17 protein-coding genes and 1 rRNA gene (1 of these 18 cut by a window edge) are annotated in these 14,139 nt (G+C 46.2%); 15 read left to right on the top strand and 3 right to left on the bottom strand.

All coding sequences use genetic code 11. From position 1 onward, the window contains the following. Positions 1-12: 12 nt before the first annotated feature. The 10 genes from rpsK to BZ167_RS08795 all read left to right on the top strand — a co-directional run bounded on the left by rpsK (position 13) and on the right by BZ167_RS08795 (position 7,256). On the top strand, positions 13-408 hold the full coding sequence (gene rpsK / locus BZ167_RS08840) for a 30S ribosomal protein S11 (RefSeq protein WP_007410409.1): 396 nt from the start codon (positions 13-15) through the stop codon (positions 406-408). Between the two features lie 176 nt (positions 409-584). Next, the gene (locus BZ167_RS08835) at positions 585-1,529 is read left to right on the top strand and encodes a DNA-directed RNA polymerase subunit alpha (RefSeq protein ID WP_003156549.1); all 945 of its coding nucleotides are present in this window, start codon (positions 585-587) and stop codon (positions 1,527-1,529) included. Positions 1,530-1,606: 77 nt separating this feature from the next. Continuing rightward, on the top strand, positions 1,607-1,969 hold the full coding sequence (gene rplQ, locus BZ167_RS08830) for a 50S ribosomal protein L17 (RefSeq protein WP_003156550.1): 363 nt from the start codon (positions 1,607-1,609) through the stop codon (positions 1,967-1,969). 131 nt (positions 1,970-2,100) lie between these two features. Beyond that, positions 2,101-2,946, top strand: a complete 846-nt coding sequence (locus BZ167_RS08825) for an energy-coupling factor ABC transporter ATP-binding protein (RefSeq protein ID WP_007615256.1) — start codon at positions 2,101-2,103, stop codon at positions 2,944-2,946. Next, positions 2,922-3,791 (top strand): energy-coupling factor ABC transporter ATP-binding protein, encoded by an 870-nt coding sequence (locus tag BZ167_RS08820; RefSeq protein WP_061861087.1) that lies wholly within the window; start codon positions 2,922-2,924, stop codon positions 3,789-3,791. Before BZ167_RS08825 ends, BZ167_RS08820 begins: the two co-directional genes overlap by 25 nt. Continuing rightward, the gene (locus BZ167_RS08815; RefSeq protein ID WP_014304219.1) at positions 3,788-4,585 is read left to right on the top strand and encodes an energy-coupling factor transporter transmembrane component T family protein; all 798 of its coding nucleotides are present in this window, start codon (positions 3,788-3,790) and stop codon (positions 4,583-4,585) included. The genes BZ167_RS08820 and BZ167_RS08815 overlap by 4 nt, the downstream gene beginning before the upstream one ends. A 12-nt stretch (positions 4,586-4,597) precedes the next feature. After that, positions 4,598-5,341: a tRNA pseudouridine(38-40) synthase TruA gene (truA, locus tag BZ167_RS08810; RefSeq protein ID WP_015416678.1), complete on the top strand. Its 744-nt coding sequence runs from the start codon at positions 4,598-4,600 to the stop codon at positions 5,339-5,341. Positions 5,342-5,500: 159 nt separating this feature from the next. Continuing rightward, on the top strand, positions 5,501-5,938 hold the full coding sequence (gene rplM, locus BZ167_RS08805) for a 50S ribosomal protein L13 (RefSeq protein ID WP_003225844.1): 438 nt from the start codon (positions 5,501-5,503) through the stop codon (positions 5,936-5,938). Between the two features lie 20 nt (positions 5,939-5,958). Then, a complete protein-coding gene (gene rpsI, locus BZ167_RS08800) occupies positions 5,959-6,351 on the top strand; it encodes a 30S ribosomal protein S9 (RefSeq protein ID WP_003225846.1) in 393 nt (130 codons plus the stop codon). A gap of 137 nt (positions 6,352-6,488) precedes the next feature. Continuing rightward, positions 6,489-7,256, top strand: a complete 768-nt coding sequence (locus BZ167_RS08795) for a class I SAM-dependent methyltransferase (protein WP_015416679.1) — start codon at positions 6,489-6,491, stop codon at positions 7,254-7,256. Between the two features lie 13 nt (positions 7,257-7,269). Here BZ167_RS08795 and BZ167_RS08790 read toward each other — a convergent pair whose 3' ends face one another. Further along, positions 7,270-7,743, bottom strand: a complete 474-nt coding sequence (locus BZ167_RS08790) for a DinB family protein (protein WP_061861088.1) — start codon at positions 7,741-7,743, stop codon at positions 7,270-7,272. 130 nt (positions 7,744-7,873) lie between these two features. Here BZ167_RS08790 and BZ167_RS08785 point away from each other — a divergent pair, with 130 nt between their 5' ends. The 3 genes from BZ167_RS08785 to BZ167_RS08775 all read left to right on the top strand — a co-directional run bounded on the left by BZ167_RS08785 (position 7,874) and on the right by BZ167_RS08775 (position 10,223). Continuing rightward, the gene (locus BZ167_RS08785) at positions 7,874-8,317 is read left to right on the top strand and encodes a DUF2521 family protein (RefSeq protein ID WP_061861089.1); all 444 of its coding nucleotides are present in this window, start codon (positions 7,874-7,876) and stop codon (positions 8,315-8,317) included. A gap of 60 nt (positions 8,318-8,377) precedes the next feature. Then, positions 8,378-9,091 carry an N-acetylmuramoyl-L-alanine amidase CwlD gene (cwlD, locus tag BZ167_RS08780; RefSeq protein ID WP_007410417.1) on the top strand — a complete coding sequence of 238 codons (714 nt, stop codon included), beginning with the start codon at positions 8,378-8,380 and terminating at the stop codon, positions 9,089-9,091. A 79-nt stretch (positions 9,092-9,170) separates the two neighbouring features. After that, positions 9,171-10,223: an Mrp/NBP35 family ATP-binding protein gene (locus BZ167_RS08775; protein WP_007410418.1), complete on the top strand. Its 1,053-nt coding sequence runs from the start codon at positions 9,171-9,173 to the stop codon at positions 10,221-10,223. A 32-nt stretch (positions 10,224-10,255) separates the two neighbouring features. Here BZ167_RS08775 and gerD read toward each other — a convergent pair whose 3' ends face one another. Next, positions 10,256-10,813, bottom strand: a complete 558-nt coding sequence (gerD, locus tag BZ167_RS08770) for a spore germination lipoprotein GerD (protein ID WP_007410419.1) — start codon at positions 10,811-10,813, stop codon at positions 10,256-10,258. A 107-nt stretch (positions 10,814-10,920) separates the two neighbouring features. On the opposite strand from gerD, the gene kbaA reads away from it, so the two are divergent. Next, positions 10,921-11,517, top strand: coding sequence for a KinB-signaling pathway activation protein (kbaA, locus tag BZ167_RS08765; protein WP_007410420.1), 597 nt, complete (start codon positions 10,921-10,923; stop codon positions 11,515-11,517). Here the strand turns inward: kbaA and pdaB are convergent, their stop codons facing one another. Beyond that, positions 11,518-12,282, bottom strand: a complete 765-nt coding sequence (pdaB, locus tag BZ167_RS08760) for a polysaccharide deacetylase family sporulation protein PdaB (protein WP_015416681.1) — start codon at positions 12,280-12,282, stop codon at positions 11,518-11,520. Positions 12,283-12,621: 339 nt separating this feature from the next. Between pdaB and BZ167_RS08755 the strand changes: the two genes are divergently transcribed. After that, a 16S ribosomal RNA gene (locus tag BZ167_RS08755) occupies positions 12,622-14,139 on the top strand (it continues 32 nt past the right edge of the window).

Here is a 14,139-nt window from a genome sequence, read left to right as displayed (position 1 = left end):
GGTACCTAAACAATGGCTGCTGCTCGTAAACAAAACACGCGTAAACGTCGCGTGAAAAAGAATATTGAGTCAGGAATCGCTCATATTCGTTCAACTTTCAACAACACGATCGTTACGATCACTGATACTCATGGTAATGCTCTTTCTTGGTCAAGTGCCGGAGCTCTAGGATTCAGAGGTTCTCGTAAATCTACTCCTTTTGCTGCGCAAATGGCTGCTGAAACAGCTGCTAAAGGTTCAATCGAACACGGACTTAAAACTCTTGAAGTAACTGTTAAAGGACCAGGTTCTGGCCGTGAAGCTGCAATCCGTGCTTTACAAGCTGCCGGACTTGAAGTTACAGCTATCAGAGACGTAACTCCTGTTCCTCATAATGGATGCCGTCCACCAAAACGTCGCCGCGTGTAATTTGTTTGTATAGATTTTGTGTCCCTGTCAATAATGGGTTATGATACAGTTATTTATGAAACGAATGCACCGACTCGTTGCCTGAGCACATACGGGACTAAACAATGGGGAATTTCGGATGGAATCTCATATGATTCTATTCGAGGTTTCGACGTTTTGAAGGAGGGTTTTAAGTAATGATCGAGATTGAAAAACCAAAAATCGAAACGGTTGAAATCAGCGACGATGCCAAATTTGGTAAGTTTGTCGTAGAGCCGCTTGAGCGTGGATATGGTACAACTCTGGGTAACTCCTTACGTCGTATCCTCTTATCCTCACTCCCTGGTGCCGCTGTAACATCGATCCAGATAGATGGTGTACTGCACGAATTCTCGACAATCGAAGGCGTTGTGGAAGATGTTACAACGATAATCTTGCACATTAAAAAGCTTGCATTGAAAATCTACTCTGATGAAGAGAAGACGCTTGAAATTGATGTACAGGGCGAAGGAACTGTCACAGCAGCTGATATTACACACGACAGCGATGTTGAAATCCTTAATCCGGATCTTCATATCGCGACTCTTGGTGAGAATGCGAGTTTCCGAGTTCGCCTTACTGCACAAAGAGGACGTGGGTATACACCTGCTGATTCGAACAAAAGAGACGATCAGCCAATCGGCGTGATTCCGATCGATTCAATCTTTACGCCAGTTTCTCGTTTATCTTATCAGGTAGAAAACACTCGTGTAGGCCAGGTTGCAAACTATGACAAACTTACACTTGATGTTTGGACTGACGGAAGCACTGGACCGAAGGAAGCAATTGCTCTCGGTTCAAAGATTTTAACTGAACACCTTAATATATTCGTCGGTTTAACTGACGAAGCTCAGCATGCTGAAATCATGGTTGAAAAAGAAGAGGATCAAAAAGAAAAAGTTCTTGAAATGACGATTGAGGAACTTGACCTTTCTGTCCGTTCTTACAACTGCTTGAAGCGTGCGGGCATTAACACGGTTCAAGAACTTGCGAACAAGACGGAAGAAGATATGATGAAAGTTCGCAACCTGGGACGCAAATCACTTGAAGAAGTGAAAGCGAAACTAGAAGAACTTGGACTCGGCCTTCGCAAAGACGATTGATCTAGTTTCCATGTGAACTAGGATTTTCGTGTGTTTTTTATTTAGAAACAGCATTCCATTAAAGGAGGGGACATCACATGTCATACAGAAAACTAGGACGTACGAGTTCACAGCGTAAAGCTATGCTTCGTGATCTTACAACAGATTTGATCATCAACGAAAGAATTGAAACAACTGAAACACGTGCGAAAGAACTTCGCTCTGTTGTTGAAAAGATGATCACTCTTGGTAAGCGCGGTGACTTGCATGCTCGTCGTCAAGCAGCTGCATACATTCGCAACGAGGTTGCTAATGAAGAAAATAACCAAGATGCACTTCAAAAATTATTCTCTGACATTGCAACTCGTTACGAGGAGCGCCAAGGCGGATACACACGTATTATGAAGCTTGGTCCTCGCCGTGGTGACGGTGCACCAATGGCAATCATCGAATTGGTTTAATCACATATTTTTGTGTATCTAAAGAAGGGCGGGACAGTTTCTAACTGGATCTATGCCCTTTTTTTAGATATCAGAACTTTTTATCATGAGACAGAAAAGCAGAGCTATAGCTGAGAGGAGGTCAGGCGCCCGTGGATCAAAAACAGCTTATATCCGTAAAAGACATTCTATTCCGCTACCGCAAAGATGCAGAAAGACCGGCGCTGGACGGTGTGAGTCTGGAGGTATACGAAGGAGAATGGCTTGCTATCGTAGGCCACAACGGTTCAGGGAAGTCGACTTTGGCCAGAGCACTGAACGGACTGATTTTGCCCGAGGCCGGAGAAATTGAAGTCGGCGGCATCAAACTGACTGAGGATACCGTGTGGGATGTGCGAAAAAAAATAGGGATGGTCTTTCAGAATCCCGATAACCAATTTGTCGGAACGACTGTTCGCGATGATGTGGCTTTTGGTTTAGAAAACAATGGTGTTCCGCGCGAAGAAATGATTGAGAGAGTAGATTGGGCTGTCACACAAGTCAATATGCAGGATTTTCTTGATCAAGAGCCGCACCATCTCTCCGGAGGTCAAAAACAAAGAGTGGCGATCGCGGGAATTATTGCCGCGCGTCCTGATATTATGATTTTGGATGAAGCGACATCCATGCTTGACCCGATTGGGAGAGAAGAAGTCCTTGATACTGTCAGACGCTTAAAAGATCAGGGCATGGCCACCGTCATTTCGATAACACATGACCTGGAAGAAGCCGCAAGGGCGGACAGGATCATTGTGATGAACGGCGGCAGGAAATATGCAGAGGGCACGCCTGAAGAGATTTTTAAATTAAACGAAGACTTGGTTCGCATCGGTCTTGATTTGCCTTTCTCATTCCAGCTCAGCCTGCTTTTGAAAGAAAGCGGACTGGCGTTAACGAAAAACCATCTGACTCAGGAAGGGCTGGTGAATGAGCTGTGGACATTAAAATCAAAGATGTAGAACACCGCTATCAAATGAAGACACCGTTTGAACGGCTGGCTCTGTATGATATCAATGCCGTGATAAAAGAGGGCAGCTACGTTGCCGTCATCGGGCATACAGGGTCGGGCAAATCGACGCTCCTGCAGCATTTAAACGGGTTGCTGAAACCGACTAAAGGACAGCTTGAACTCGGGAGCACGATTCTGGCAGCCGGTAAAAAGAATAAAGATCTTAAGACTTTGCGAAAAAAAGTCGGAATCGTTTTCCAATTTCCCGAACATCAGCTGTTTGAAGAGACTGTGCTGAAGGACATCGCATTCGGACCGATGAATTTTGGTGTAAAAAAAGAAGACGCTGAACGGAAAGCAAAAGAAATGCTGGGACTTGTGGGCCTTCCGGAAGACATTTTGGATCGTTCACCATTTGAGCTCAGCGGCGGCCAGATGCGCAGAGTGGCGATTGCCGGCGTTCTCGCGATGGAGCCGGAAGTGCTGGTTTTGGATGAACCGACGGCCGGTCTTGATCCGAGAGGGCGTCAGGACATTATGGACATGTTCTATGCGCTTCATCAGCGGGGAAACCTGACTACCGTTCTCGTCACCCACAGCATGGAGGACGCCGCCCGTTATGCCGACGAAATGATCGTCATGCACAAAGGGACCATTAAAGCGACGGGGAGTCCGCGTGACTTGTTTGTAAAAGGTGAAGAGATGGCCGAAATGGGACTGGATCTTCCTGAATCGGTGAAGTTTCAGAGACGGCTTGAGAAGGCTCTCGGAGTCAAGTATGAAAAACCCATGCTGACCCTGCAGAATGCCGCCAGTGAAATTAAGGCTTTCTTTCAGGAGGAAAAGGACCAATGATGGACAGCATGATTATCGGAAAGTATGTTCCCGGATCATCGCTTATTCACCGATTGGACCCGCGAACAAAACTTGTCAGCATCTTTCTTTTTGTATGTATCGTTTTTTTGGCAAACAACGTACAGACGTACGCTTTGCTCGGTTTGTTTACATTCGGGGTGATCGCCTTGACTCGCGTGCCGTTCAGCTTTTTGCTGAAGGGGCTTAAGCCGATTATCTGGATTGTGGCGTTTACCTTTTTATTACACATTTTCATGACGCATGAAGGATCTGTCATTTTTCAGCTTGGCTGGTTTAAAGTGTATGAGGGCGGACTTATACAGGGGATTTTTATCTCCCTCCGTTTCGTTTACCTTATCTTTATGACGACGCTGCTGACGCTGACAACAACGCCGATTGAAATAACGGATGGAATGGAGCAGCTCCTGAATCCTTTTAAAAAGGTGAAGCTGCCTGTACACGAACTCGCATTGATGATGTCGATATCATTGCGATTTATCCCGACATTGATGGAAGAGACAGATAAAATCATGAAGGCGCAAATGGCGAGGGGTGCGGACTTTACAAGCGGCCCGGTGAAAGACAGAATCAAAGCGGTTGTTCCGCTGCTTGTCCCGCTGTTTGTCAGCGCCTTTAAACGCGCGGAAGAGCTCGCGGTCGCCATGGAGGCGAGAGGCTACCAGGGCGGTGAGGGGAGAACGAAATACAGAAAGCTCGTCTGGACCGGAAAGGATACCGGAGCTATTCTGCTCATCATCGTATTAGCCGTGTTATTGTTTTTCTTAAGAAGTTAGAGGTGCTGCTGAATGAGAGTGAAATGTACCATTGCTTATGACGGGCATTTATTTAACGGATATCAGGTTCAGCCTGGAAAACGGACCGTTCAAAGTGAATTGGAAAAAGCGCTGGCCGTCATCCATAAAACGGACGGCAGAGTGCCTGTGTACTCATCCGGCCGCACGGACAGCGATGTTCATGCTGCCGGGCAGGTCATTCATTTTGATACACCGCTGTCCATCCCGGCTGAGAAATGGCCGTTTGCGCTCAATGCCCTGCTGCCTGATGATATTGCCGTCAAAACAGCAGAGATTGCGGATGATGGGTTCCATGCACGATTTAGCGCGGTCCAAAAGGAATATCGCTACTTTGTATATACGGAGAAACACCCGGACGTATTTAAACGACATTACGCTTACCATTTTGCATATCCGCTTAATGTGCAGAAAATGAGGGAAGCTTCAAGGCACCTCGTCGGGACACATGATTTCACAAGCTTTTGCGCGGCTGATACCGCGGTTCAGGATAAAGTCAGAACGATTTACGAGCTGGATTGGACTGAGACCGGAGACGGCCTGCAGATGCGGATCACCGGAAACGGTTTTCTCTATAATATGGTCAGAATCATTGCCGGAACGTTATTGGATACAGGAGCTGGAAAATTTTCTCCCGATGATGTAAAAGCAATGCTCGAAGCGAAGGATCGCGAAGCCGCGGGGCGCACCGCACCGGGGCACGGGCTGTATTTATGGAGCGTTTGCTATGACAACTAAACCAGGTGTAACATTTTCTTGACAGAGTCTGCATAAAGTTATAAGATATCATATGGTATGTATTTCAACCCCACGATAAGCCCCGGAACTTATTGTGTTGTGAAATAGAACGTAATCGAAGATTATTGAAAATGACAGATTATTTAGGAGGGAAATTCAATGCGTACAACACCTATGGCTAACGCAAGTACTATTGAACGCAAGTGGTTAGTTGTTGATGCAGCAGGCAAGACTTTAGGACGTCTTTCTACAGAAGTTGCATCTATCCTTCGCGGGAAACACAAACCGACTTACACACCGCACGTTGATACTGGAGATCATGTGATCATCATCAACGCTGAAAAAATCGAGTTAACTGGTAAAAAGTTAACTGACAAAATCTACTACCGTCACACTCAACATCCAGGCGGATTAAAATCAAGAACTGCTCTTGAAATGCGTACAAACTACCCTGAGAAAATGCTTGAGCTTGCTATCAAAGGCATGCTTCCAAAAGGTTCTCTAGGTCGTCAAATGTTCAAGAAATTGAACGTATACCGTGGTTCTGAGCATCCACATGAAGCACAAAAACCTGAAGTTTACGAACTTCGCGGTTAATCAAAAAGGAGGTTACCAATTTGGCACAGGTTCAATATTACGGTACTGGCCGTCGTAAAAGTTCTGTAGCGCGTGTGCGCTTAGTTCCAGGTGAAGGTCGTATCGTCGTTAATAATCGTGAAATCAGCGAGCACATTCCATCTCCAGCTCTAATCGAAGATATCAAACAACCATTAACTTTAACTGAAACAGCTGGTACTTATGATGTTTTAGTAAACGTACATGGAGGCGGCTTATCTGGTCAAGCTGGAGCAATCCGTCATGGTATCGCTCGTGCTTTGCTTGAAGCAGATCCAGAATACCGTGCAACACTTAAACGTGCTGGTCTTCTGACTCGTGACGCTCGTATGAAAGAACGTAAAAAATACGGTCTTAAAGGCGCTCGTCGTGCACCTCAGTTCTCAAAACGTTAATCGTTTTGGATGGCAAAAACCACAACTTCTTGGTTGTGGTTTTTTTGTATTTTTTTCTCATATTCAAGAGGTTATCCGATGTTTTTCTAGAATTGTTTGTTATACTCTATTCATTACCAATAAGGAGCGCAGTTATAATGAATAAGTTAGTCATACATAACAGCAAGGCATGGGATAAAAAAGTCGAAACAGCTAATGAATGGACGGTTGCGGTTGATTCTCATACGATTGGTGAAGCGAAAAAAGGCAATTGGAGCATCAGAATGACCCCCGGAAAAGATGTGCCGGCGGATTGGTTTCCGCCCGTAGACGGTCTGAAGGTTCTTTGTCTCGCTTCAGGAGGAGGACAGCAAGGGCCGGTCCTTGCTGCTGCAGGAGCGGACGTGACCATCTTTGACAATTCGGAAAAACAGCTTGCGCAAGACAGAATGGTTGCCGAGCGGGACGATCTTACGCTTCGGACTGTCAAAGGCAGCATGAATGATCTGAGCTGTTTTGATGATGAGTCATTTGATTTTATCGTGCACCCGGTATCGAATTGCTTTGTTGATACGGTTCTTCCGGTATGGAAAGAAGCTCATCGCGTATTGAAAAAAGGCGGGTCTTTAGTCTCCGGTTTTGTAAATCCCGTCGTGTTCTTATTTGATATGGATTTAGAGCAGGAAGGCGTACTAAAAGTAAAGTATTCCATTCCGTTTTCGGATGAAAAAGATCTGAGTAAGAAAAAGGTAAAGGAACTTATTGATAATCATGAAGCGCTTGAATTCGGCCATACGCTGGAGGATCAAATTAAAGGTCAGATTGACGCAGGCTTCATGGTTGCCGGTTTTTACGAAGACAAAGGCGGCCTCGTGCTGGACGAATACATTAATACATACTCCGTAACAAGAAGCATTAAAATATAAAAACGGCATCCCGTCAGAGGTGCTGTTTTTTTGCGGCTTTTTCCTGCGGACGGCTGATCACATTAGCCGAAACCGGTTCTATTCCAATTTCTCTGGCCCAAACCGACAGTTGTCCCATATGGTGAATCTCATGCGCAAGGATGTGGCGGAGAATATCTTCTTTAGGAAAGGTTTGGTCCATCCAGTCCGGCTTAACAAGATCCGGTCCTTTGCGGGAGACCGCATGAATGACATCCTTCCGATATTGTTCAGACAGCTTTCTGAGATCCTGAATGCTCGTATAGTCAGACTCAGCAGGTAAAACATCATCTTTACCTAAAATGGCACGAGCCCAGCTGATCTCGACATCAATGATATGAAATAAAGTGCGCAAGATGCTCTTCATTCCGCCCGTCCGGGTTTTCGTCAGTTCCTCCCGGCTTAGCTTTTCACATATCATAAACCACTCGTCACGCACCGTCCAATTGTATTGAAACAGCTTTTTCATAACGTCACCTCAGCTCTTTCTTCTTCCAGTTAACATAAAACTCCTTCATTTGGGAGGATTTCCACTATCAACAAAGCATGCTTTTTCCCTTTTCCTTTCAAAATAACAGTAAAAAGGAGCGTGGCTGGCAATGGCAGAAGTATTATCTTTTTCAGATGTGAAACGGCAGAAGGATTTTGAGCTTGAGAAGAGTTTACTAAAGGAGCTGTCACTGACGCAGATCATTCAGTCCGTAAAAGCATGTCTTACCCCTTTGTTTCCCTTTCTTCAAGACGAAAACGGCATTCTGAGTGAAGGATGCATAGATTTTGCAATTGAAGCGTATTTATTAGGCGGCCGGTTCGGCGTCTTTGGCTATTATGGTGAGTCTTTGCAGAGGGCAAACGCCCGTTCGGCTGAAGAGGAGGAAGAACTGACGGCCGATTTTTTTGAATATCTTTGCAATTGGACGCATGAGCAATATTCTTCCGTTGAACAAAAAGAAATCTATGAAGCGTCCTGCCGGTTTATCAACAGCTGGTGGACGGAAGGATTTCTGCAAAGAGAAAAACAATGTAAGCTCCGCATGAGGTAATCATAATTTCTTCCCTTGTCCCATACTTATTAATAACGGGGACAAGCGGGAGGGAAAGGTATGACAAAAAAGCTGAAATGGCTCGGTTTTTTACTTGGCTTTATCATATTATTGTGTTTATTCCGGTTTCAATTCCATAATGATGATTCCTGGCGGCCGTGGAGTCTGCCGCTGAGCGGGAAAATCATCTATCTCGATCCGGGACACGGCGGGCCGGACGGAGGCGCCACGGGAGGCAGTCACCTTGAAAAGGACATTACTCTCGAAGTGGCCTCCAGGGTCAGAGACTATTTGCAGGAGCAGGGAGCTTTGGTCATTATGACGCGGGAGACGGATACTGATTTAGCTCCTGAAGGGACGAAAGGCTACAGCAGACGCAAAGCGGAAGATCTGAGAAAGCGCGTGGAAATCATCAACCGTTCAGAGGCGGAGCTTTATATCAGCATTCATCTGAACGCCATACCGTCACCGAGATGGAGCGGCGCCCAAAGTTTCTACTATGGAAAATACGAAGAGAATGAAAAAGTGGCAAAATATATACAGGACGAATTGAGAATCAATTTGGAGAATACAACGAGAAAGGCGAAACGGATACACGGCATTTACTTAATGCAGAATGTAACCAAACCGGGCGCGCTGGTGGAGATCGGATTTCTGTCCAATCCCGCGGAAGCGAAAAGGCTCGGCCAGCCCAAATATCAGGACAAAATCGCTTCTTCCGTGTATAAGGGCGTATTGAGATACTTCACAGAGAAAGGAGACCCTCCCGAGTAAGGAGGGTTTTTCGCCGATTCTATGTTTAATATATGGTATAATACCATTTGTAAACGAATACACAAAGGGTGAGGGTTCGATGATAAGAGAAGATGAAGTAAGAAATATAGTCGGAAACATGCGCGAACCTTTTCTTCATAGACCGCTGGGAGAATTGGATGCCATTAAAGAAGTAAAGATCAAGCCGGAAAAACGGCATGTCAGTGTGAAAATTGCATTGGCAAAAACGGGGACGGCTGAACAGATGGGTATTCAGCAGGAAATCGTATCCGTTCTGAAAGAAGCGGGTGCGGAAACTGTGGGACTGCGGTTTGAAGAGCTGCCGGAAGAAACATTGGCGAAATTCAGCCGGCCGGCTGCTGAAAGCGAAACCCTGCTGAATAGGAAACATCCGCCGGTCTTTCTTGCGGTGGCAAGCGGAAAAGGCGGTGTCGGCAAATCAACGGTTTCCGTCAACCTGGCCATTTCTCTTGCGCGGCTCGGAAAAAAAGTCGGCTTGATCGACGCGGATATATACGGGTTCAGCGTGCCGGACATGATGGGTATTACAGTTCGCCCGACAGTAGAAGGAGAAAAACTGCTTCCTGTCGAAAGATTTGGAGTAAAGGTTATGTCGATGGGCTTTTTCGTCGAAGAAAACGCTCCGGTTGTGTGGAGAGGGCCGATGCTGGGCAAGATGCTGAATAACTTCTTCCATGAAGTTGACTGGGGAGAGGTTGACTATATCGTTCTTGATCTGCCGCCCGGCACGGGTGATGTGGCGCTCGATGTACACACGATGCTTCCGAGCTGCAAAGAGATTATCGTATCAACGCCGCACCCTACAGCTGCATTTGTAGCGGCGAGAGCGGGTTCTATGGCGATTAAGACCGATCATGAAGTTGTAGGGGTCATTGAAAATATGGCTTACTATGAAAGTGCAAAAACCGGCGAGAGAGAATATGTGTTCGGTCAAGGCGGGGGAGATAAGCTTGCAGAGGAATTGCAAGTGCCGCTGCTTGGCAGAATTCCTTTAAAGCAGCCTGATTGGGACAAGGATCAGTTCGCGCCTTCTGTCTATGACAGAAGTCATCCGATCGGGGAAATTTATATGGGGATCGCCCAGAAAGTCATTGAAAAAACAGCTGAATAAAAAAGGGGCCGGGATCAACACGGCCCGGCCTTTTATTGGCTTTCTTTTTCAGAGCTTGATGCTGCTTTTTTCAATTCATCCTCGAATTGCTTTTTGAAAAGCGGGCTGGAAAGTGTCTCTGTAATTACATCTTCTAAGTAACTGCGGAACTTTTGGCTTTTCACCAGCTCATAGTATTTTTTATCCATGCCGGGGTCCTGCATGATCTGCATAAAACTTTTCTGATAATCAGGGTCTTTCATCAGTTTTTTTATGATTTTTTCATGCTCGGGCTGAAGAGTTTTTGCAAAGCTCTCGGCGAATTTTGAGTCTTCAAAGATGGTTTTCCAGAACTCCGCCCCTTTTTTAGAGGTGAGGGTTTTCTCTATTGTGCCTTTAATGGCATTTTGATCAATCACCAATGCCTCATTCATCGCATCATCATTTAATATTTCCTTAATTGCCTTTTTTCCATCATCGGTCTTTAATATATCAACAACCATTTTTTTAGTCTGGTCATAATCCATATCCGCTGCTTGGTCTTTTGGAGCACAAGCTGTTACAGATAATAAAACAAAACAGCTTATCAATAGCGTTTTGGCTTTTGACATGCATAAGCTCCTTCCTTACTTGTACTTATTTTTAATATGATTCATCGGAATGGATTTATACATAACAAAATATCGCTGAACGCGATTGTCAGGGGGATGAATAAGAGATGAAAAGCCGCGGGCTTGTTCGATTTTTCTTTTCGATTTTAGCTGTGGGCGCTCTTATTACAAGCGTCGTGGGATTTGCTCTGAAGTGGGGGGAGTACAAGGGGTTCTTTCTGAATTTTGAGGCCGGTCAGATTTTCTCCGTTCTGATCTGGTTTATCGGGGTAGGCATGATTTTCAGTGTGATCAGCCAGATGGGATTCTTCGTTTTTTTGACGGTGCACCGGTTTGCCCTTGAAATTCTCAGATCAAGCTCGCTTTGGAATCTGCTTCAGCTGTTTATCATTTTGTTTGTCGCTTTTGATTTAATGTACGTCAGATTTTTGTTTTTCGGGGAGCGGGATGACTCGATTGCAGGGTTTGTCTGGCTGCCGCTGGCTCTGCTTGCCGTCGGCCTGTTGACGGCATATATAAAACAAAAGCAGTCCTCAAAAAATACGTTCGTTTCATCATTATTTTTAATGGTCGTTATTACAGCGCTTGAATGGGTTCCTGCGCTACGAGTGAATAATGAGGACTGGCTTTATTTGATGCTGATTCCGCTGATGGGCTGCAATGCGTTTCAGCTGCTAATGCTGCCGAAGTTTGCCCAGAGGTAATTATTTCACTTCTGATGACTTGACGTCAGTATTTGCGATCAGGTCGCCGACGGTCACGTTTTTCAGTCCTTTTTGCTTTAAATTGTGAATGATGGCGGGGAGGGCTTCTTCAGTCTGTGTTGCTGAATCAGAGGCGTGCAGCAGAACAATGTCGCCGCCTTTTATATGACTGTTTACATTTTCAATGATTTTATCAGGGCCGGGATTTGTCCAATCCTGCGAGTTAACGCTGTAATGAACCACTGAATAGTGGTACTGCTGTGCAATGGTAAGAACCTTTTTATTAAATTGTCCGGTCGGCGGGCGGAGTAAATGAACATTCTTCACACCCAGCTTTTTAAATGCAGTCTGGGCCCGGAGGATATCTTTTTTTATTTCATTGTCCTCTAGGTTGGTATAATTCTTATACGCATATCCCATGCTGCCGATTTGATGTCCGTCTTTTATCATACGTTCAACTGTGTCCGGGTGCCGTTCCGCCCAAGAAGCTGACAGAAAAAAAGTGGCGTTTTTAATACCGTTTGCTTTTAGCGCGTTCAGAATCGGAACCGCCTTTTCATCGCCCCAGCTGATATCGAATGTTAATGCGACTTCGCCCGCTTTCGTCTCCCCTTTTGAAATAGCCTTCGGGCCGCTATCAGTTAAAAATACAGGAAGGGGGACTGCTCTCTGTATATAAAAAAAGCTGGCTGCTGCAAATGCGGCAATGATAATAATAAGCAGCTGTTTTATCCTTCTGATGTGCCACACGTAGAAGTGATTCACTGATGACGCCTCCTTATCTTGTCCATGCTTGATTACATCGTATGCCGCGGCGGAGATGAATATAACGAAATACGTTTTAAAAAAATGAAAAAAACACTTGCTAAATTTAAAGAATGCATGGTATATTATTAAACGTCGCTGATGAACAGCAGACAACAACAAAAAGCTTCGGAAACAACTTAAAAAAAGTTGTTGACATAAAAGAAGCTGAGTGGTAAGATAATAAAGCTGCTTCAACAAGCGGTAATGATCTTTGAAAACTAAACAAGACAAAACGTACCTGTTAATTCAAAGTTTTAAATAAATCGCACAGCGATGTGCGTAGTCAGTCAAACTACTTTATCGGAGAGTTTGATCCTGGCTCAGGACGAACGCTGGCGGCGTGCCTAATACATGCAAGTCGAGCGGACAGATGGGAGCTTGCTCCCTGATGTTAGCGGCGGACGGGTGAGTAACACGTGGGTAACCTGCCTGTAAGACTGGGATAACTCCGGGAAACCGGGGCTAATACCGGATGGTTGTCTGAACCGCATGGTTCAGACATAAAAGGTGGCTTCGGCTACCACTTACAGATGGACCCGCGGCGCATTAGCTAGTTGGTGAGGTAACGGCTCACCAAGGCGACGATGCGTAGCCGACCTGAGAGGGTGATCGGCCACACTGGGACTGAGACACGGCCCAGACTCCTACGGGAGGCAGCAGTAGGGAATCTTCCGCAATGGACGAAAGTCTGACGGAGCAACGCCGCGTGAGTGATGAAGGTTTTCGGATCGTAAAGCTCTGTTGTTAGGGAAGAACAAGTGCCGTTCAAATAGGGCGGCACCTTGACGGTACCTAACCAGAAAGCCACGGCTAACTACGTGCCAGCAGCCGCGGTAATACGTAGGTGGCAAGCGTTGTCCGGAATTATTGGGCGTAAAGGGCTCGCAGGCGGTTTCTTAAGTCTGATGTGAAAGCCCCCGGCTCAACCGGGGAGGGTCATTGGAAACTGGGGAACTTGAGTGCAGAAGAGGAGAGTGGAATTCCACGTGTAGCGGTGAAATGCGTAGAGATGTGGAGGAACACCAGTGGCGAAGGCGACTCTCTGGTCTGTAACTGACGCTGAGGAGCGAAAGCGTGGGGAGCGAACAGGATTAGATACCCTGGTAGTCCACGCCGTAAACGATGAGTGCTAAGTGTTAGGGGGTTTCCGCCCCTTAGTGCTGCAGCTAACGCATTAAGCACTCCGCCTGGGGAGTACGGTCGCAAGACTGAAACTCAAAGGAATTGACGGGGGCCCGCACAAGCGGTGGAGCATGTGGTTTAATTCGAAGCAACGCGAAGAACCTTACCAGGTCTTGACATCCTCTGACAATCCTAGAGATAGGATGTCCCCTTCGGGGGCAGAGTGACAGGTGGTGCATGGTTGTCGTCAGCTCGTGTCGTGAGATGTTGGGTTAAGTCCCGCAACGAGCGCAACCCTTGATCTTAGTTGCCAGCATTCAGTTGGGCACTCTAAGGTGACTGCCGGTGACAAACCGGAGGAAGGTGGGGATGACGTCAAATCATCATGCCCCTTATGACCTGGGCTACACACGTGCTACAATGGACAGAACAAAGGGCAGCGAAACCGCGAGGTTAAGCCAATCCCACAAATCTGTTCTCAGTTCGGATCGCAGTCTGCAACTCGACTGCGTGAAGCTGGAATCGCTAGTAATCGCGGATCAGCATGCCGCGGTGAATACGTTCCCGGGCCTTGTACACACCGCCCGTCACACCACGAGAGTTTGTAACACCCGAAGTCGGTGAGGTAACCTTTATGGAGCCAGCCGCCGAAGGTGGGACAGATGATTGGGGTGAAGTCGTAACAAGGTAGCC

It is taken from the genome of Bacillus sp. 275 (assembly GCF_001999205.1).
Classification (GTDB): domain Bacteria; phylum Bacillota; class Bacilli; order Bacillales; family Bacillaceae; genus Bacillus; species Bacillus velezensis.
This window is presented reverse-complemented; position numbering and strand designations above follow the sequence as displayed.

Coding starts and splice junctions, on each gene's coding strand:
- BZ167_RS08775 (WP_007410418.1), top strand. CDS start 9,171: ATGATAAGAGAAGATGAAGTAAGAAATATAGTCGGAAACATGCGCGAA.
- BZ167_RS08785 (WP_061861089.1), top strand. CDS start 7,874: ATGGCAGAAGTATTATCTTTTTCAGATGTGAAACGGCAGAAGGATTTT.
- rplM (WP_003225844.1), top strand. CDS start 5,501: ATGCGTACAACACCTATGGCTAACGCAAGTACTATTGAACGCAAGTGG.
- BZ167_RS08835 (WP_003156549.1), top strand. CDS start 585: ATGATCGAGATTGAAAAACCAAAAATCGAAACGGTTGAAATCAGCGAC.
- rplQ (WP_003156550.1), top strand. CDS start 1,607: ATGTCATACAGAAAACTAGGACGTACGAGTTCACAGCGTAAAGCTATG.
- gerD (WP_007410419.1), bottom strand. CDS start 10,813: ATGTCAAAAGCCAAAACGCTATTGATAAGCTGTTTTGTTTTATTATCT.
- cwlD (WP_007410417.1), top strand. CDS start 8,378: ATGACAAAAAAGCTGAAATGGCTCGGTTTTTTACTTGGCTTTATCATA.
- truA (WP_015416678.1), top strand. CDS start 4,598: ATGAGAGTGAAATGTACCATTGCTTATGACGGGCATTTATTTAACGGA.
- BZ167_RS08795 (WP_015416679.1), top strand. CDS start 6,489: ATGAATAAGTTAGTCATACATAACAGCAAGGCATGGGATAAAAAAGTC.
- BZ167_RS08790 (WP_061861088.1), bottom strand. CDS start 7,743: ATGAAAAAGCTGTTTCAATACAATTGGACGGTGCGTGACGAGTGGTTT.
- kbaA (WP_007410420.1), top strand. CDS start 10,921: ATGAAAAGCCGCGGGCTTGTTCGATTTTTCTTTTCGATTTTAGCTGTG.
- rpsK (WP_007410409.1), top strand. CDS start 13: ATGGCTGCTGCTCGTAAACAAAACACGCGTAAACGTCGCGTGAAAAAG.
- BZ167_RS08815 (WP_014304219.1), top strand. CDS start 3,788: ATGATGGACAGCATGATTATCGGAAAGTATGTTCCCGGATCATCGCTT.